Here is an 18115-nt window from a genome sequence, read left to right on the forward strand (position 1 = left end):
TTTCCCTCTGAAAGCCGCACCCGATAGGGCAGTGCGGCAGGGACGCGGCTTGTCTGGATTTTCGCAAGGGAGTACCCGCCATGGCAATTTCATTCGCAGATCAGACGATTCCGGAACGGCTTCTGGAAGGACAGACGCAGACCCGCCGCCTGCGCGGTGGGGTGCGCATCCGCGTCACCAGCGGCCTGGTGTGGCTGACCATTGCCGGCTGCCGGCAGGACATCTGGCTCACGGCCGGACGTTGCTTCGACTACCACGGACGCGGGCTGGCGATCCTCGAAGCGGTGCACGGCGCGGCCGAGTTCACGGTGTCGCCCCTGCGCGTCGCGGGCTGGCGCAGCTGGCTGTCCGGTGCCGGTGCTGGCATCGCTCCCCAGGCGCCGCTGCTGCCGGTGGCTGAGGGTGACGACACGGTGCGTATCAGCAGTATCAGCAAGTTGTTGCCGCACGGACTGATCCGCTGGTTCTGACACGGCCCTGTCCGAATTTCGCTACACTGGCGGGCATGCAAACCGCACTACCCCCCGCCAGCGCCAGCACCACGCCCGCCGCCACGGCCCGCCGTCCAGAGATCGTACGGCGCGGCGTCGAGTCCTACGAGACCAGCTTCGCCGCCATGCGCGCCTACACCGATGCGCGCAGCGCCGACAGCCCCGACCAGCTCTGGATCGTCGAGCATCCCCCCGTCTATACCCTGGGCCTGGGCGCCGACCGCGCCCATGTGTTGAATCCGCACGACATCCCGGTGGTACAGACCGACCGGGGAGGCGAGGTCACCTACCACGGTCCCGGACAGGTGGTCATCTACCTCTTGATGGACCTGCGCCGCAATCGCAGCGGGGCGCGCCTGTTCGCCCGCGAATTCGTGCACAACATCGAAGAGGCGGTGATCGCCACGCTGGCGGCGTATAATCTCGCCGGTGTACGCAAGGAAGGGGCGCCCGGCATCTACGCCGCCGACGGCCCCTGGCAGGGCGCCAAGGTGGCCGCGCTGGGCTTGAAGATACGGGGCAACGGCTGCACCTACCACGGGGTATCGCTCAACGTGGCCATGGACCTGGCGCCGTTTTCCTGGATCAACCCCTGTGGCTACGAAGGCCTGGCCACCGTGGACATGCAGACCCTGGGGGCCGGACAGGCCCGCCTGGCCGATGTCCAGGACTTGCTTGCCGACCAACTGATCGCCCGCTTCGCGGGCATGGCTTGAGCCTCACGCGCTGAGCGCGCCCGGGGCCGGAACGACCGACATGACGACCGAAATCACTCCCGCAGCAGATTCCTCCTCCAATGCCAATGCCGCCGGTGCGGCCCGCGTGAACCCGCTGGACAAGCAGAAGGGCGCCGGCAAGACGGCCTGGATTCCCATCAAGGTGGTGGCCGCCGAAAAGCTGAAGAAGCCGGACTGGATTCGCGTCAAGGCCGGCTCGCCGACCACGCGCTTCTACGAGATCAAGGACATCCTGCGCGCCAACAACCTGGTGACGGTCTGCGAGGAAGCCTCCTGCCCCAACATCGGCGAATGCTTCGGCAAGGGCACGGCGACCTTCATGATCATGGGTGACAAGTGCACCCGCCGCTGCCCGTTCTGCGACGTCGGCCACGGTCGCCCCGACCCGCTGGACCCCAACGAGCCGGAAAACCTGGCCAAGACCATCGCCCAACTGCGCCTGTCCTACGTGGTCATCACCAGCGTGGACCGCGACGACCTGCGCGACGGCGGTGCCGCCCACTTCGCGGCGTGCATCCAGCGTGTACGCGAATTGTCGCCCGAGACCCGCATCGAGATCCTGACTCCGGACTTCCGTGGCCGCATGGACCGCGCCCTGGAAATCCTCAAGATGGCCCCGCCGGATGTGATGAACCACAACCTGGAAACCGCGCCGCGCCTGTACAAGGAGGCCCGTCCCGGTTCCGACTACGAGTATTCGCTGAGCCTGTTGAAGCGCTTCAAGGACCTGCATCCGGAAGTGCCGACCAAGTCCGGCATCATGGTCGGCCTGGGCGAGACCGACGAGGAAGTGCTGCAGGTCATGCGCGACATGCGCGCCCACAACGTCGACATGCTCACCATCGGCCAGTACCTCATGCCCAGTGGCGACCACCTGCCGGTACGCCGCTACGTGCACCCCGACACCTTCAAGATGTACGAGGAAGAGGCTTACAAGATGGGCTTCGTGCACGCCGCCGTGGGCGCCATGGTGCGTTCCAGCTACCACGCCGACCAGCAGGCGCACGGGCTGGTGTAAGCCCGAGGCCGAGCCGAGGCAGCCAGATGCCGTGCCCAGTCAGGTTCGACCGCATCGATGCCGACCGGGCGAGGCTGGACGCCGCCCGGCCATTACCCCCTCACACGGTCGCCTCCCTGCGCGACAAATTGATGCTGGAGTGGACCTATCACTCCAACGCCATCGAAGGCAATACGCTGACCCTGCGCGAGACCAAGGTGGTGCTGGAAGGCATCACCGTCGGCGGCAAGTCCCTGCGCGAACACTTCGAGGCCATCAATCACCGCGATGCCATCCTGCTGGTGGAACAGATCGTCGCCGGCAAGGAAGCCTTGAGCGAGTCGCATATCAAGGACCTCCATAGCCTGGTCCTGAAGGGTATCGATGCCGATGAGGCCGGCCGCTACCGCCGTGAAAACGTGGTGATCGCCGGTGCCAGCACCACGCCGCCGGATTTCCTGCACCTCAACGATGAAATGGCGGCGCTGCTGGACTGGTATCGTCAGGCAGGCGAGCTGCATGCGGTCGAGCGGGCGGCGCAGCTGCATACGCGCTTCGTGAAGATCCATCCCTTTGTGGATGGCAACGGTCGTACCGGCCGATTGCTGCTGAACCTGGAACTGATGAAGGCTGGCTACCCGCCGGCCGTGATCCGCAAGGAAGACCGCCTGGCCTATTACGATGCCCTCGATGAGGCCTGCGTCAGTGGTGATCATGATGACATCACCGCGCTGGTCGCCGAAAGCGTGCAGCGCTCGTTGAGCCTGTATCTCGATCTGCTGCCCGCGTCCGGCTAGCCGGACCTGGCCGGTTGGCCGCAGCCTGTTCAAATTCCCTGCACGAATTGGACAATTGCCTTCACCGCCGCAGGCGGGGCGCTGAAAGAAACCCGGCCGCAAGGTAAGATACGCGGTTCTGAGCATTCGATTCGAAAGCAGGTTGTCATGTCCTCATCCATCGCCCCGGCCGCCGCCGCGCCGGAAGAAAAACTGGTCTTCGTCAGTTCGTGCAAGTTGCCCATGCCCTGGGCCACCTTCGAGCTGCACGCCTTCTACGATGAAGTTTCCGGCAAGGAACATCTGGCCCTGACCCTGGGCGATGTCGGCAACGGCGTGCCGGTGCTGGGCCGCGTGCATTCCGAGTGCCTCACCGGCGACGCCTTGTTCTCCCAGCGCTGCGACTGCGGCGCCCAGCTGGAGGCCGCCCTCAAGAAGATCGCCAAGGAAGGCCGTGGCGTGCTGTTCTACCTGCGCCAGGAAGGCCGTGGCATCGGCCTGTTGAACAAGATCCGCGCCTACCATCTGCAGGACCAGGGCGCCGATACCGTGGAAGCCAATGAACGCCTGGGCTTCCCGGCGGACATGCGGCGCTACACCATCGTCTTGCCCATGCTGGCCCACCTGAAGATCACCAGCCTGCGCCTGATGACCAACAATCCGCGCAAGGTGAAGGCGCTGGAAGAGAGCGGCATCACCGTGGCCGAGCGCATTGCCCTGATCGCCAACCACAATCCTTTCAACATCGGCTACCTGGGGACCAAGGCGCGCAAGCTGGGGCACCTGCTGCCGGGCCTGGGCAAGGGCGAGGCCCAGCCGCAGCCGGAGAAGGTGCCGCTGGATGCGCACGACAATGAGTGAACTGCACGGGTAAGCAGCGCGAGGGAATCGCACAACACCAGACGGGCCGATACGGTCCGTCTTTTTTTTGCCCGTTCCGGCCTGCCCCCTTGACGCATCGGTTAGCATGGAGACTGGACTGTCCATTCTCATCCCGTCTTTACAACATGAACCCATCCGTACCCGCCGGCGCTGCGCCGATTCCCGTGTCCCTGCTCACCGGCTTCCTGGGCAGCGGCAAGACCACGCTATTGAATCACCTGATCACCCAGCCGGAAATGAAGGACACGCTGGTCATCATCAACGAGTTCGGCGAGATCGGGCTGGATCACCTGCTGGTGGCGCACAGCCAGGAAGAAACCATCGTCGAGATGAGCAGCGGCTGCCTGTGCTGCACCATCCGTGGCGATCTCAAGAAGACGCTCAAGGACATCACCTGGCGCTTCGCCGAAGGCGGCCAGCGCAAGTTCAACCGGGTGGTCATCGAGACCACCGGCCTGGCCTCGCCCACACCCATCCTGCACACGCTGATGACGGACCCCTTCATTTCGGAGCGCTATCGTCTCGATGGCGTGATCGTCACGGTCGATGCGGTCAATGGCATGTCGACCCTGGACAATCATCCGGAAGCCGTGCAACAGGCGGCGGTCGCCGACCGCCTGCTGCTGACCAAGACTGACCTGGCCGACGCTGCCACGCTGTCGGCCCTGCAGGCGCGCCTGCGTACGCTGAACCCCGGTGCGCGCCAGTTGCAGCCGCAGGTCGGCCAGATCGCGGCCGGCGAGTTGCTGGATGCGGGCCTGTTCAAGCCGGGCGAGAAGATGCCCGACGTGGCGCGCTGGCTCAACGAGGAAGCCTTCGCCGAGAAAGCGGCCCAGCACCACCATCACGGGCATGACCACCATCACCACGGTCATCATGACCATGGACATGATGATCACGGCCACGCGCATGCACACGATCATCACGATCATCACGAGCATGAGCACGCCCACGACGTGAACCGTCACGACGACCATATCCGTGCCTTCTGCTTTACCTTCGACGAACCCATCGATCCGGTGCTCTTCGATGAATGGCTGAGCTTGCTGGTGGGCTTCAAGGGGCCCAACATCCTGCGCATCAAGGGCATCCTCAACCTCAAGGGCGAGGAATTGCCGACCGTGATCCATGGCGTGCAGCACATCTTCCATCCGACTGCCACCTTGCCGCAGTGGCCTTCCGAGGATCGCCGCAGCCGCATCGTCTTCATCACTCGCGACGTCGAGCGCGCCACCATCGAGCGCTCCTTCGACGCCTTCATGCAGGCCCAGCAGATCGAGCGGGAGGCGCGCGAGGCGCAGCAGAAGCGCAATGCGGCACCGGCCGCCTATTGAGCAGGACCGGCCGCGCAGGCGGCCGCATGTTCCCGCGAGGAAACATGAAAACGACCCGGCGATGGGATCAGCGCCCGCCGGGAGTGTGCCGATTAAAAATAAATCCACTACGGCCGATAACGAGGGATAGTCCGGATTATGATCGGGCTCACTAGAGATATAACGATTCGTTTATGCAGCGTGTGATCAACAAGCTGGGGGCAACGTTGTCGGCATCGCTCACGCTGATGCTGGGTTTGTGCGCCACCGTGACGGTCTTCGTCGCCACCAGCCACCTGGAAGAGGATGCCGTCAACCTGGACTTCGAGCGCCGGGCCGGTCTGCGCGCCTTTACCATCCAGCGCGGGCTGGAAGAGGCGGTCCAGGTGCAGTCGGTGGTGAACCACTTCTATGCCACCGTGGGCGACCCCAGCCGCGAGCAGTTCGAGAGCTTCACCCGTCCGCTGCTGGAACGTTATCCCTATGTGCGCGCCTTCAGCGTGCAGCGTTTCGTGTCCGACGAAGACCGGCCGGTCTTCGAGGCCCTGCGCCAGGGGGCCAAGCCGGGATTCGAAATCACCACCCTGCAGGATGGTCGTCTGCAAAGCGCGCCGCAACAGGCTTCCTATCTGGTGGTGGATTATGTCGAACCTACCGCCGGCAATGAAGCCGCGCTGGGCTTGGACGTCTCCGGCAACGCCGCCATCCGGCATGCCCTGGATGCGGCCCTGGTCAGCGGCCGGCCGGCCTCGACGCTGCCGCTCCAGCTGGCCCAGTCCGGTCCCGACGAGCGCGGCCTGCTGGTGATCCAGCCGGTCTACCGGGGCGGCGTGCAGCCCACCGACCACGCGGCGCGGCGCGCCCTGCTGGTGGGCGATACCACGGCGGTGCTGGAACTCAATGGCCTGGTGCAGAAGATCCTCGACGGTGCCGGCCTGACCTCGGATCACGAGATCGGCCTGCGTATCTACGTCGGCCGGGAGGCCGAGCCGGGCAATCTGGTGTATCGCCACGACAGCACGCCGCGGGAGACGCAGTGGCTGGACCAGTTGCTCAAGCCCGGTACCCTGTTTCGCCATCCTTCCAGCACCGTCACCCGTTTCGACATCGCCGGCCAGACCTGGCACATGGAGATCAGCATCCCCCCGCGCTCGGTCTTCGCTGACCATTACGGTTCGCTGCTGATCCTGCTGGTGGGGGTGATCGCCTCGCTGCTGGGTGCGGCCTACATGCGCGCTCTGTCGATGCGTTCACACCGGGTGCAGCAACTGGTGGAAGACAAGACCGCCGAGCTGCGCACCACCAATGCCCTGCTGTCGGACGACATCAAGGCACGCCGGCTGGCCGAGCGCGCATTGCGCCTGCGCCATCAGGCCATCGAGGCCAGTGCCAATGCCATCCTGATCCTGTCGGCCCAACAGCCTGACTACACCATCGAATACGTCAACCCGGCGTTTGCCCGCATCACCGGCTACAGCAGCGCCGAGGCGGTGGGCAAGAGCATCCGCTTCCTGGAGGGACGCGACAGCGATCCCGAAGGTTTCGAGACCGTCTGGATCGCCATGCGCGAGCAGCGCGAGCACAACGTGGTCCTGCGCAACTATCACAAGGACGGTTCGGAGCTGTGGAACGACTTCTACATCGCCCCAGTGCGCGACGAGAGCGGCGAGGTCACCCACTTCGTGGCGGCGCTCTACGACATCACCTCGATGAAGCGCTACGAAGCCGAACTGGAATTCCAGGCCAGTCGCGATACGCTCACCGGCCTGATCAACCGCCACATGCTGCGGCACCATCTGGAACAGGCCATCGGCGTGGCCGAGCGACAGAAGCAGGCCCTGTGGGTGGTGTTCGTCGACCTGGACCGTTTCAAGTTCGTCAACGACACGCTGGGCCACAAGGCCGGCGACACCCTGTTGCGCACCGTGGCCGGGCGACTGCGCGCGGCGGTGCGCGAAGCCGATACCGTGGCGCGCCTGGGGGGTGACGAATTCATCATGATCCTGCCGGAGCAGGATGAGCTGTCACTGGATACACGCAGCCTGCAACGCATCATGGATGCGGTGGCAGCACCGGTGACGCTGGGCGGGCATACCCTCTTCATGACCTGCAGCATCGGCGTGGCCTGCTATCCCAACGACGGCACCGATGGCGAGACCCTGATCAAGCACGCCGACATCGCCATGTATCGCGGCAAGCAGACCGGTCGCAACAATTTCCAGTTCTACACCCCGGCGATGAACGAGCAGGCGCTGGAACGCCTGCGCATCGAAGGCGACCTGCGCAATGCGCTGGACCACGGCGAATTCCTGCTGCATTACCAGCCCAAGGTGGACCTGGCCAGTGGCCGCGTGATCGGCAGCGAGGCATTGATCCGCTGGCAGCATCCGCAACTGGGCATGGTCTCGCCGGCACGCTTCATCGGCCTGGCCGAGGAGACCGGCCTGATCCTGCCTATCGGCGCCTGGGTCCTGCGTACCGCCTGCGTGCAGTGCCGCCAGTGGCAGTTGAAGGGGCATGAGGACATCAGCGTCTCGGTCAACCTCTCGGTGGGCCAGTTCCTGCAGAAGGACCTGGTCTGCTCCATTGCCGACGTGCTGGAAGACACCGGCCTGCCGCCGGCCTCGCTGGAACTGGAACTGACCGAGAGCCTGATGATGACCGATGTCGAGCACGCCATCGGCATCCTGGCGGGGTTGAAGAAGCTCGGCGTGCGCTTGTCCATCGACGACTTCGGCACCGGCTATTCCTCGCTGGCCTACCTGAAACGCTTCCCCATCGACGTACTCAAGATCGACCGCTCCTTCGTGCGCGACATCACCATCGACGCCGACGATGCCGCCATCACCGCATCCATCATTTCGCTGGCACGCCACCTGAAGCTGCGCGTGATCGCCGAAGGCGTGGAAACCGACGAACAGCTGGATTACCTGCGCCACTACGGTTGCGACGAGATCCAGGGCTACCTGTTCAGCCCGCCGGTGCCGGCCGACAAGTTCGAGCAGATCCTGCGCGAGGAACGGGCCATGCTGTAAGCGCGCCGGCGCTGTCGTGGCCGGTACTGCGCATCACCTTCAGTGGTGTGCGATCCAGGCCAGGATCACGGCGATGGTCGGCAGCGAGAGCGTGGTAGAGATCAGGATGGCGCGCGACATGGCCGTCACTTCCCGCTGATACAGCTCGGCCAGCATGAATGGCCCGGTGCCGATCGGCATGGCCGCCAGCAAGACCGCACTGTCTGCCCACACCCGGGGCAGGGGCAAGATCCAGTAGGCCAGCACGGCCGTCACCGCTGGTTGCAGCAGCAGCTTGAAGGCCACCAGCAGCCACACCGGCGCGCCCTCGCCACGCTGTACCGGCTGCGCCAGGAACAGCCCCAGCGACACCAGTGCACAGGGGCTGGCCGCTCCCCCCAGAATCTTGAACAACTGCTGCACGCCGCTGGGGATGGTGGCCCCGCTCAGGGCCACCGCAATCCCGGCCACCGGCGCGATCATGATGGGATTGCGCAGCAGCGAGCGACCCACCTTGAGCACCGTCTGCCCCAGCCCGGCCTGGGCATGCAGGCAGGTCTCCAGCAACACGATGGCCACCGCGAAGAGCAGGCAGGCCGTCATCATCATCGCGATCACCGAGGGCGGCAGGCCATCGCGGCCGAAGGCCAGGTAGCACAGGGGAATCCCGATGAAACCGACATTGGCGTAGGAACTGCCCAGGCTGTCGATGATGACGTCGGCCGCCGCCGCCTTCTGCCGCAGGCGCAACCATGCGGTCAGCAGGAACACCAGTGCCACGCCCGCCGCAAAGACGCCGATGAAGCGCAGGTTGGCGAAGTCGGCCGCTGTCAGTCGCGACATGGAATCGAACAGCAGGGCCGGCAGTGCCAGCCAGATCACGAAGCGGTTCAGCTCGCTGGCCGCGCCGGCCGACAGGATGTTGCGGCGACGGCAGATCCAGCCCAGGAAGATCAGTGAAAAGATCGGAAAGACGATATTGAAAATGGCAAGCATGGCTGGGCGCAGCCGTGCTGCGAGCGAATGAAGGGGAGGGTGAAGTGGTCAGGCCTGCCTGCCGGCCTGGCCTGTCTGTTCTCTTTGTTCAGTTTGTTGTGCGCCATCCAGCGCCCGCGCCAGGTGTTCGGCCGCGCCTTCGGCATGCTCGCGCGCCAGCTTGTCGGCCAGCGCCGGCTTGCCCTCCAGCACGGCTTGCAGGATCGCCTCATGCTCGTCCCACACCATCTGGTGTGAGCGCACATCTCCGGCCAGGATGGCACCCATGGCGCGGCGGATGTGCTGCCAGTGCAGGGCGGTGGTCTCGGCGATGACGGGATTGCCGCTGCTGCGATAGAGGAACTGGTGGAAATCCATGTCGGCCCGGATGCGTGCCGACAGGTCGTCCATGTCCGGCAGGGCGCGGGCCGTTGCGATCAGGGCGAGGCCCTCGCTGGCCGTGGCGGCACGGCGGGCCGCATCCTGCCTGCAGTGCGCGGCACAGTCGCGTGCGGCCAGGCCGTCCAGGACCGCACGCACCTGGTAGAGCTGCTGCAGCCGCTGCGGGTCCAGGGCGGTCACCATCACCCCCTTGCGACCGGCATCAGTGATGAAGCCCTCGCGCCGGAGGATCTGGAACGCCTGCAGGATGGGCTGGCGCGACACGCCCAGCTGTTCGGCCAGGCCTTCCTGGGTGATCTTGCTGTTGGGCGCCAGCGTGCCGGTGCAGATGGCATCCAGGATGGCGTGGTAGACCTGTTCGATGAGCTGGGCGGGGGCGGCAATCTTGAGCATTGCGTGTAGGTTCGCTTTTTCTGTGTTCTGTATGCAGATTATGGAGAGCGGTGGGCTTTGTCAAGGCGCAAGGTCTGCGCAGGCGGGCGGCGTAGAATGGCGGCCTTGATCGATCCCGCCCCTGGATGTACCGATAATGCCTGCCTGCCCCCTCCAACCTGCCTCCCCGGAATTGCTGGCCGCCTGGCGTGCCGACGCCGCGCAAGCTGCGCCCGGCCCGGTGGCGATCCCTGATTGCCTGAGCGAGCAGTCCACGGCCGTGGTGCTGGATCTGCATTTCGGTCTGGGCCATGCCTTTTTCGCCACCTGGCATGCCTTCGCGCGACAGCGGGCGCAGGGGCCAGTGCAGCGCCTGCATTACATCGCCATCCTGCCGCACCCGCCGACGGCGGAGGCCCTCCATTCAGATTTGACTTATGCACAGGCCTTGCGCGAAGCCTGGCCCTTGCCGCTGCCCGGCACGCACCGGCTGCTGCTGGACGAGGGCAGAGTGGTGCTGACGCTGATCTGGGGCGCACTGGAAGAAGAGCTGGCACGGCTGGAGGCGCCAGTCGATCTGTTCTACCTGCATGCCGATCCGCAGCGCTTCGACGCCGCTGCGCCGCCCTGGCACGCGCATGCTTGCAAACGGCTGGCGCGCCTGGCCTGGACCGGCGCCCAGGCCATGGTGTGGGGAATCGATGAGGCAGCGGCTGCGGCCTTGACGGCGGCGATGCGCCAGGTCGGCTTTTCCGTTCACCCGCGTGGCCCGCTTGGTGACGACGTATCGACCTTGCGCTACGAGCCGATGTGGGCGCGCCCGGCTTCGCATGTGGCCACCAGCGATACACCGTTGCAGCGTCACCCGCGCCAGCCCCGTCATGCACTGGTGATCGGCGCCGGCCTGGCCGGCACGGCCATCGCCGAACGTCTGGCCGCACGTGGCTGGCGCATCGATCTGGTGGATGCCGGGCCGGAGGTGGCCACACGTGCTTCCGGCAATCACGGCGGTCTCTTCATGCCCGCGTTGGCACGCGACGACAGTCCGCTGGCGCGCCTGACGCGTGCGGCCTTCCTGTTCGCAGCGCAACGCTGGCAGGCACTGGGGGGCGTGGGCTTGGAGGAGGGCGCGGCCATCACCGGTGAATGCTGCGGCATCCTGCAGTTCGGGCGCGATGCCAAGCAGGCCTGGTCCTTTGAACAGGGGGCGCAGCAATGGCAGTACCCTGCCCGTTATGCACGCTGGATGTCGGCTGCCGACACGGCTGCTGCGCTGGGCATGCCGACCATGGGCGGGGGCTATTTCTTTCCGGAAGCAGGCTGGTTGCATCCACCTTCGGTCTGCCGCCGCCTGCTGGCGCAGGCCAGTTCATATGGACAGTTTGCCACCCACTTCGGTCGCGCCGTGGCGCGCCTGCAGCGTGAGCAGGCGAGCGCGCATTGGCAGGCGCTGGATACAGCGGGCAGCGTGATCGCCCAGGCGCCGGTAATGATCCTGGCCGCCGGTGCACAGGCCAGGGCGCTGACCCAGGCAGCCGACCTGCCACTGAATGCGGTGCGCGGCCAGGTCACGCATCTGCCGGCGCAAGGATTTCCCGACCTGCCGTACGCCCTGTGTGGTGACGGCTACCTGACCCGGCCCTACGCCGGGCAAGTCTGCATGGGTGCCAGCTACGACCGCTTCGACGATCCCGCCTTGCGGGTCGACAGCCATGCCGACAATCTCGACCGTTTGCGCCACATGCTGCCGCAGATCGACCAGCACCATGGGCAGCCGGGGTTGCCGGATGCCTCCGATCCCGACCTGGGCGGGCGGGTCGGTCAGCGCTGCATCGCGCCCGACCGGCTGCCGCTGGTGGGAGCACTGCCGGGGCAGGATCCGGGGCTCTACGGTTTGCTGGGCTATGCGTCGCGGGGCCTGATCTGGGCACCGCTGATGGCGGAACTGCTGGCGTCGATGATCGAGCGCGAGCCCTTGCCGCTGCCGCGTGATCTGGTGGCGGCGCTGGACCCGGCTCGTTTCGCGGGCTTGTCAGCCGGTGCGTTCGACGCGATCAACGCGCCCAGTGACCCGGAATGAAATGCCAGCCGCCGCCCGGGCCTTGTTGCCAGTGGGCCGGCTCGTAGCGCGCATAACCGCGACGCACGCGTTCCCAGTGGCCACCCACCCAGACGTGGCGGTGACCGTTCCAGGCCCAGTAGCCCGGTGCCCAGGCATAGCCGTGGCGGGGCGGCGGGGCGACTTCATAGCGCGGGGCCGGTGGTGGCGTGCCGATGCGCACATCCACGCCCACCACCTGCGCCTGGGCGGCGGAGGCGGCGGCCAGGGTGGCGCCCAGGGCGGAGAGGGTGGTGACAAGGGCGAAGGCGATGCGACTTGTTGTGGTTTTCATCATGGACTCCTGTAATGGACAGCATGGCGGTGGATGCAGCGCGTCGCTGTGGTCGCGCCGTGAAGCCACTGTAGGAGCCGCTCTTCTTTAAGACTGTAATGTTGTGTTTCCAGTTGTTTCCTGGTGCGGGTGTGCGCCGCGCCGGCATCGGGGCGGGCGCAGCACTGCATCCGGCTGCCGTAACAACTCCGGGCAGATTGATACTTTGCGACACCGGCGTGATCAGCTCCGGGCCGGTTCAGTCACTTCAGTCACCTTGCCACGCGCTGCCCGCACATAGCGCTGCTCCACCACCCGGCTGCCCCATTGCTCCCCGGGCGACTCCTCGGCCAGCGTGAAGCCTGCCGCCAGATACAGGTGGCGCGCCGCATCCAGCCCCTGGAAAGTCCACAGATAGCATGCGAATCCATGCGCATCGACAAAGGCCATCGCCTCCTCCAGCAGGCGCCGGCCCACGCCGGCGCCGCGCAGGCTGTCATCGACGATGAACCAGCGCAGGTGGGCTACTCCGCTGGTGGGATCACCATCGATGACGATCGAAGCCAGGGTGTGTCCCTGCTCCACATGCGTCCAGAGTTGCTTGCCGGCGACCGGCAGCAGCTGGGCGAAGGCACCCAGTTCGCTACCCACCTTGTGCTCGAAGAACACGCCGAAACCGGCCGCCTCGGCGTAATAGCGCGCATGCAGGCTGGCGATGTCGCCGATGCAGCCGGGCTGGTAGCCGAGGCACAACGGTATCGGCTGCTTCTCTTGCGAGGCTGCTGCATTCGGGTTTTCACGCGACAGGGCCTGCGAATACAGCGCCAGTGCGCGTAGCAGGCCTTGCTGGTCTTCCGGCACGATCCGCCGCAGCGCTGCGGAGACCTGGTCGGTGGCGAACTTGTCGATCTTCTTGCGCAGGGCCTGCCCGGCCTCGGTCAGCGCCAGGCTGAAGGCCCGCCCGTCAGCTTCCAGTGGCGTACGGCGCACCAGGCCCAGGGCCTCCAGCTTGGCCAGCTGGCGGCTGGTATTGGACTTGTCCAGATACAGCAGCTCGCCCAGGTCGCGCGCCTGGATGCCGGGATTGAGCCCGATCTCGATGATGGCGTGCACCGCCGAGGGCGCCATGTCGCTGCCGGCCAGCGTGCTGCGCATGAAGCCCAGCTCGCGCACCAGCTTGCGTGAGAGCTCCCGCAACTGGCGGATGGTATGTTCCCGTGACGGTAGCTGCAGGCCGTCGTAGTCCATGGTGTTCTCCCGATTCAGTCTTATGGTTGCGATATGCAATCAATGTACGGCCAGATGATTGCGTAGTGCAACCAGTTTTGCGGGCCGCTCGCCAGGCTGTCTCGCGCGCGCAACTGGCGTCGGGCGGCGTCGGGTTGGGGTCGGCCAGCCTGCTGGAGTAGAATGTCGCCTTTCGCGCAGCCCGCCCGCCGTGACCCTACCGGCCGCCGTGGCGCGCCACCTCCTGCATCCCCAGCCTTGTTGAAAGTCTCCGCACATGTTGCGCATCTCTGAGCTAAGCCTTCCGTTGAATCATACGGAAGATGAACTGAACGCCGCCATCCTCGACCGCCTGGGAATCCAGGCCGACGAGATGCTGTCCTTCACGCTGTTTCGGCGCAGCTACGATGCCCGCAAGAAGACGGCCATCACCCTGAACTACACCATCGACGTCGCGCTCAGGAACGAAGCCGAAGTCCTGCAGCGCAACGCGAAGAAGACCAATGTCGGCCCTACGCCCGACACTTCCTATCATTTCGTCACCCGCGCCCCGGCGACCCTGAAGAAGCGCCCGGTGGTGATCGGGTTCGGGCCGTGCGGCCTGTTCGCCGCGCTGATCCTGGCCGAGATGGGCTTCAACCCCATCATCCTGGAACGCGGCAAGACCGTGCGCGAGCGTACCAAGGACACCTGGGGCCTGTGGCGCCAGCGCGAGCTCAAGCCCGAGTCCAACGTGCAATTCGGCGAAGGCGGTGCCGGTACCTTCTCCGACGGCAAGCTCTACAGCCAGGTCAAGGACCCCAAGCATTACGGTCGCAAGGTGCTGTCCGAATTCGTCGCCGCCGATGCGCCGCCGGAGATCATGTACGTCAGCAAGCCCCACATCGGCACCTTCCGTCTGGTCAAGATGATCCAGCTGATGCGTGACAAGATCGAGAAGCTGGGCGGTGAGTTCCGCTTCGAACAGCGGGTCGAGGATGTACTGATCGAGGATGGCCGCATCCGTGGCCTGACCCTGGCCACCGGCGAACAGATCGAGGCCGACCATGTGGTGCTGGCCATCGGCCACAGCGCCCGCGATACCTTCGAGATGCTCTACGAGCGCGGTGTCTACATCGAGGCCAAGCCGTTCTCCATCGGCTTCCGCGCCGAACACCCGCAGTCGCTGATCGACAAGTGCCGCTTCGGGCCCGGGGCCGGCCATCCCATCCTGGGCGCGGCCGATTACAAGCTGGTGCACCATGCCTCCAACGGTCGTTCGGTGTACAGCTTCTGCATGTGCCCGGGTGGCACGGTGGTGGCGGCCACCTCCGAGCCGGGCCGGGTGGTCACCAACGGCATGAGCCAGTATTCCCGCAACGAGCGCAATGCCAACAGCGGCATCGTGGTGGGCATTTCACCGGCCGACTATCCCGGTCATCCGCTGGCCGGCATCGCCTTCCAGCGCGAGTGGGAAAGCCGCGCCTATGAGCTGGGTGGCAGCAACTACGATGCGCCGGCGCAACTGGTGGGCGACTTCATCGCCAACCGTCCCTCGACGCAACTGGGCAGCGTGGAGCCGTCCTACAAGCCGGGCGTGAAGCTGGGCGACCTCAATCCTTCGTTGCCGAGCTACGCCATCGAGGCCATCCGCGAAGCGCTGCCGGCCTTCGAGAAGCAGATCCGCGGCTATTCCATGCACGACGCCGTGCTGACCGGCATCGAAACGCGCACCTCATCGCCCATCCGTATCAAGCGTGATGACCACACCCTGCAAAGCCTCAACACCAAGGGTTTGTATCCGGCCGGCGAAGGGGCCGGTTATGCCGGTGGCATCATGTCGGCTGCCATCGACGGTATCCGTGTGGCCGAGGCGCTGGCGCTGGACATGGTGGCGCAGGCCTGATTGTCGGACCACCCAAGCAAAACGCCGCTCCGGTTGCCCGGAGCGGCGTTTTTCGTTTGCCTTGCTGAGTATTGCCTGACGCGTTGGCTTACTTCTTGGCGCGGGCCGAAGCGACGGTCTTTTCAGCCGCAGCCGTGAATTGCTTGGTCGCGTTGGCCAGGTTGGCTTCCAGGGTTTCCACAGCCTGCTTGGAGTTCTTGGACAGTTGCTCGTAGGCAGCGTTGGCGTTGGTCAGGGTGGCCTTCAGGATGGACACGGCCTGTTCCGAACCCGGGGGCGCGTTCTTGCTGATCTCGTCGATCAGGGCCGACAGCTTGCGGCTGGTTTCGGAAATCTGGGCTTCGGCCGCCTTGGTGAATTCAGCCTGGGTCGAGGACACGATGCCGGCCAGGTGACGGCTGTAGGCGGTGGCCTTCTCGGCGCCCGGCTGGGCTTGTGCAGCGGCCAGCGACAGCAGTTCCTGCGGGTCCTTGGCGGCGGCCAGCTGCTTGGCGGCGGCGGTGGCTTCTTCCAGGGTGGCCTTGGTGGCCGACAGGTTCAGTTCAACAATCTTTTCCACGCCTTCGAAGGCCTTGGCGGTCAGGTTGTTGATGAGGTCCAGGTGGGCTTGCAGGTTGGCCTTGGTAGCGGCGGAAAACTGATCTTGGTACGAAAACATGTTCATCTCCTAGGTGATAGATATGACAAATGAGCTTGCCGACGAGTGTGACGATCAAACAATCGGCTTTCGAGAGCGGCTTTCGACCAGAATCAACAAACAATCATGATTTGTGCGCCGCAACAATTCCTATTTTATGCACTTCTTTGGTGAAATCAAGTGTTATTTGTGCGCCGCACAAAAATAGTCCGGAGGTCGTGGGAATTATGCGACGCCCCGCCCGCAGCGGCTTTGCGGGCGATCAAGCCGAACGTTCGGTCGTTTTCTCCGGTTGCACCTGCGTATGGCCGCTGGGCAGGTCATGCACCACGATGCCGGCATCGGTCTCGCTGAAGGCACAGCCCTTGCCCAGGGCGATGGCGCGCAGGCCGTCCTGATAACCCTGTTCCCAGCGCCATAACACTGAGCCACGGGCGAAATTGACGTCCTTGGAAGCCATGTTCCAGTCACGCCCTGCATAGGCCAGCCGCACGATGTGAATGGTACTGTCGGCGCCGAGCTCGGCCATCATCTGCTTGTCTTCCTGGGTCAGCATTTCACGCGGCAGGCGCTTGTAGAGCGCATGGGCGGCACGCCGCAGGTGGTACTGCTGCAGGTAGGCATCGATGTGGCGCTGCGAACGCGAGGCGAAAGTGACATCCTTCTCGCGCGTCTGCACCTCTTCCAGGGTACGCGGTTCGGGACCGTCGGCATGCCACAGGTCCACCATCATGCACAGCAGGTTGGTGCGGGGCTCATCGTTGAGCACGGCTTCCAGCGGCGTGTTGGAATACAGGCCGCCGTCCCAGTACAGCTCGCCATCCACCCGCACCGGTGCGAAACCCGGGGGCAGGGCGCCGCTGGCCATGACGTGGTCCGGTCCCAGCGGCTGCTCGCGGGAGTCGAAGTTGACCAGCGTGCCACAGGTGACCTTGACCGCCGCCACCGTCATGCGGATACCGGACTGGCTGTTGAGGTAATCGAAATCCACCAGCCGCGACAAGGTCTCGCCCAGTTCGGTGGTGCTATAGAAACTGGCTTCCTCGGGTGACACCGGCAGGCCCAGCGAAAAGGCATTGAGCGGGCGCGGCCGGAAGAAGCCGGGGGCACCCCGCAGGAAGGTATCCAGCGTGGTCACGCGGGTGGCCCAGGGACGCAGTGCGTCGGGCACCTGGCGTAGGTCGAACAGGTCGGGGTGGGCCACCGTCTCCCAGAACTCGCGCAGACGGGCGATGCGGGTCTCGCGCGGATTGCCGGCGATCAGGGCGGCATTGATGGCACCGATCGAGGTCCCCACCACCCAGTCCGGCGTGAGGTCGTGCTCGTGCAAGGCCTGATAGACACCGGCCTGGTAAGCCCCCAGCGCGCCGCCGCCCTGCAGCACCAGTGCCACGCGCGGCTTGACCGCCGGCGCGGCGGACCGGCTGGCGGGTTTGCGGGGAGCGGACGGGGCTGTCTGTTCGGGGTCCTTGCGCATCGTTCATCCTTTCAGGGAGTGCCTGTCACCGCTGGGGCGACCACATCGTCAAGGAGTCTAGGATAGCGCGCTTACGGGAACGTGACCGGACCAATATGCAAGTGCCGGCAAATGCCCGGCGGCACCGATCAGCTGGCCAGCCAGGCCTCGATCAGTTGACGTGCCTGTGCATCGATCTGTTCCAGGTCGACCTCATGACGGCGATGGAAGATCATCAGCGCGTACAGCCCGGCGAGGGCATTGACTTCGGGCGATAGTGCGCACTCCTCTCCGCTGGCCGGACGCTGCTGGCGCCAGTAGTTGATTGCATCTTCGAGTTCGGTGAGGGTGAGCATGGCGGTGATTCTTGATAAAGACTTAAGCTGAAACGTCGGCGCATTCTAACGCATTTCGCCCCCGAATACTGGTTGGAAATACAGTGCTGACGCGCTTGCCCGAGGGCATCAACCCACGGCCCGGCGCTGGTCGCGCCACGGACAGCATGCAAAAAGCAAACAAGCACATGCGTAATGCTTCGTTCGGATTCACAGGTCGCTTTGCTCTAATGAACGTCTGCTG

The 18115-nt window shown here is 65.1% G+C and carries 16 protein-coding genes; 9 read left to right on the plus strand and 7 right to left on the minus strand.

The window, feature by feature from the left end; all coding sequences use genetic code 11:
- Positions 1-80 precede the first annotated feature (80 nt).
- The 7 genes from BTM36_RS27215 to BTM36_RS27245 all read left to right on the plus strand — a co-directional run bounded on the left by BTM36_RS27215 (position 81) and on the right by BTM36_RS27245 (position 8231).
- Positions 81-470: a DUF2917 domain-containing protein gene (locus BTM36_RS27215; RefSeq protein ID WP_077238605.1), complete on the plus strand. Its 390-nt coding sequence runs from the start codon at positions 81-83 to the stop codon at positions 468-470.
- A 35-nt stretch (positions 471-505) separates the two neighbouring features.
- Positions 506-1207 (plus strand): lipoyl(octanoyl) transferase LipB, encoded by a 702-nt coding sequence (gene lipB, locus BTM36_RS27220; RefSeq protein ID WP_077238606.1) that lies wholly within the window; start codon positions 506-508, stop codon positions 1205-1207.
- Positions 1208-1247: 40 nt separating this feature from the next.
- Complete coding sequence (lipA, locus tag BTM36_RS27225) at positions 1248-2246, plus strand: lipoyl synthase (protein WP_006463414.1); 999 nt, start codon at positions 1248-1250, stop codon at positions 2244-2246.
- A gap of 26 nt (positions 2247-2272) precedes the next feature.
- The gene (locus BTM36_RS27230) at positions 2273-3022 is read left to right on the plus strand and encodes a Fic family protein (protein ID WP_077238607.1); all 750 of its coding nucleotides are present in this window, start codon (positions 2273-2275) and stop codon (positions 3020-3022) included.
- Between the two features lie 147 nt (positions 3023-3169).
- Positions 3170-3862 (plus strand): GTP cyclohydrolase II, encoded by a 693-nt coding sequence (gene ribA / locus BTM36_RS27235; protein WP_006463413.1) that lies wholly within the window; start codon positions 3170-3172, stop codon positions 3860-3862.
- 146 nt (positions 3863-4008) lie between these two features.
- Positions 4009-5217: a GTP-binding protein gene (locus BTM36_RS27240; RefSeq protein WP_077238608.1), complete on the plus strand. Its 1209-nt coding sequence runs from the start codon at positions 4009-4011 to the stop codon at positions 5215-5217.
- A gap of 173 nt (positions 5218-5390) precedes the next feature.
- On the plus strand, positions 5391-8231 hold the full coding sequence (locus BTM36_RS27245; RefSeq protein WP_077238609.1) for an EAL domain-containing protein: 2841 nt from the start codon (positions 5391-5393) through the stop codon (positions 8229-8231).
- Positions 8232-8270: 39 nt separating this feature from the next.
- On the opposite strand, the gene BTM36_RS27250 is transcribed toward BTM36_RS27245, so the two are convergent.
- Together BTM36_RS27250 and BTM36_RS27255 are read right to left on the minus strand one after the other, a co-directional pair.
- Positions 8271-9206 (minus strand): AEC family transporter, encoded by a 936-nt coding sequence (locus BTM36_RS27250; protein ID WP_006463410.1) that lies wholly within the window; start codon positions 9204-9206, stop codon positions 8271-8273.
- 48 nt (positions 9207-9254) lie between these two features.
- Entirely contained in the window at positions 9255-9980 is a 726-nt protein-coding gene (locus BTM36_RS27255; protein ID WP_077238610.1) for a GntR family transcriptional regulator, read from the minus strand.
- 136 nt (positions 9981-10116) lie between these two features.
- Between BTM36_RS27255 and mnmC the strand changes: the two genes are divergently transcribed.
- Complete coding sequence (mnmC, locus tag BTM36_RS27260; RefSeq protein ID WP_077238611.1) at positions 10117-12039, plus strand: FAD-dependent 5-carboxymethylaminomethyl-2-thiouridine(34) oxidoreductase MnmC; 1923 nt, start codon at positions 10117-10119, stop codon at positions 12037-12039.
- On the opposite strand, the gene BTM36_RS27265 is transcribed toward mnmC, so the two are convergent.
- On the minus strand, positions 12014-12352 hold the full coding sequence (locus tag BTM36_RS27265) for a YXWGXW repeat-containing protein (RefSeq protein WP_077238612.1): 339 nt from the start codon (positions 12350-12352) through the stop codon (positions 12014-12016). The genes mnmC and BTM36_RS27265 overlap by 26 nt on opposite strands.
- Before the next feature lie 222 nt (positions 12353-12574).
- Positions 12575-13579 (minus strand): helix-turn-helix domain-containing GNAT family N-acetyltransferase, encoded by a 1005-nt coding sequence (locus BTM36_RS27270; RefSeq protein WP_077238613.1) that lies wholly within the window; start codon positions 13577-13579, stop codon positions 12575-12577.
- Between the two features lie 256 nt (positions 13580-13835).
- On the opposite strand from BTM36_RS27270, the gene BTM36_RS27275 reads away from it, so the two are divergent.
- Positions 13836-15443, plus strand: coding sequence for an NAD(P)/FAD-dependent oxidoreductase (locus BTM36_RS27275; RefSeq protein WP_077238614.1), 1608 nt, complete (start codon positions 13836-13838; stop codon positions 15441-15443).
- A gap of 88 nt (positions 15444-15531) precedes the next feature.
- Here BTM36_RS27275 and phaP read toward each other — a convergent pair whose 3' ends face one another.
- The 3 genes from phaP to BTM36_RS27290 form a co-directional block, all read right to left on the minus strand.
- Positions 15532-16101: a TIGR01841 family phasin gene (gene phaP, locus BTM36_RS27280; protein WP_006463404.1), complete on the minus strand. Its 570-nt coding sequence runs from the start codon at positions 16099-16101 to the stop codon at positions 15532-15534.
- A gap of 241 nt (positions 16102-16342) precedes the next feature.
- The gene (locus BTM36_RS27285; protein WP_077238615.1) at positions 16343-17557 is read right to left on the minus strand and encodes a patatin-like phospholipase family protein; all 1215 of its coding nucleotides are present in this window, start codon (positions 17555-17557) and stop codon (positions 16343-16345) included.
- A 128-nt stretch (positions 17558-17685) separates the two neighbouring features.
- Positions 17686-17892 (minus strand): DUF3717 domain-containing protein, encoded by a 207-nt coding sequence (locus tag BTM36_RS27290; RefSeq protein ID WP_006463402.1) that lies wholly within the window; start codon positions 17890-17892, stop codon positions 17686-17688.
- Positions 17893-18115: the final 223 nt, after the last annotated feature.

It is taken from the genome of Herbaspirillum sp. VT-16-41, from assembly GCF_001994935.1.
Taxonomy (GTDB): domain Bacteria; phylum Pseudomonadota; class Gammaproteobacteria; order Burkholderiales; family Burkholderiaceae_D; genus Herbaspirillum; species Herbaspirillum frisingense.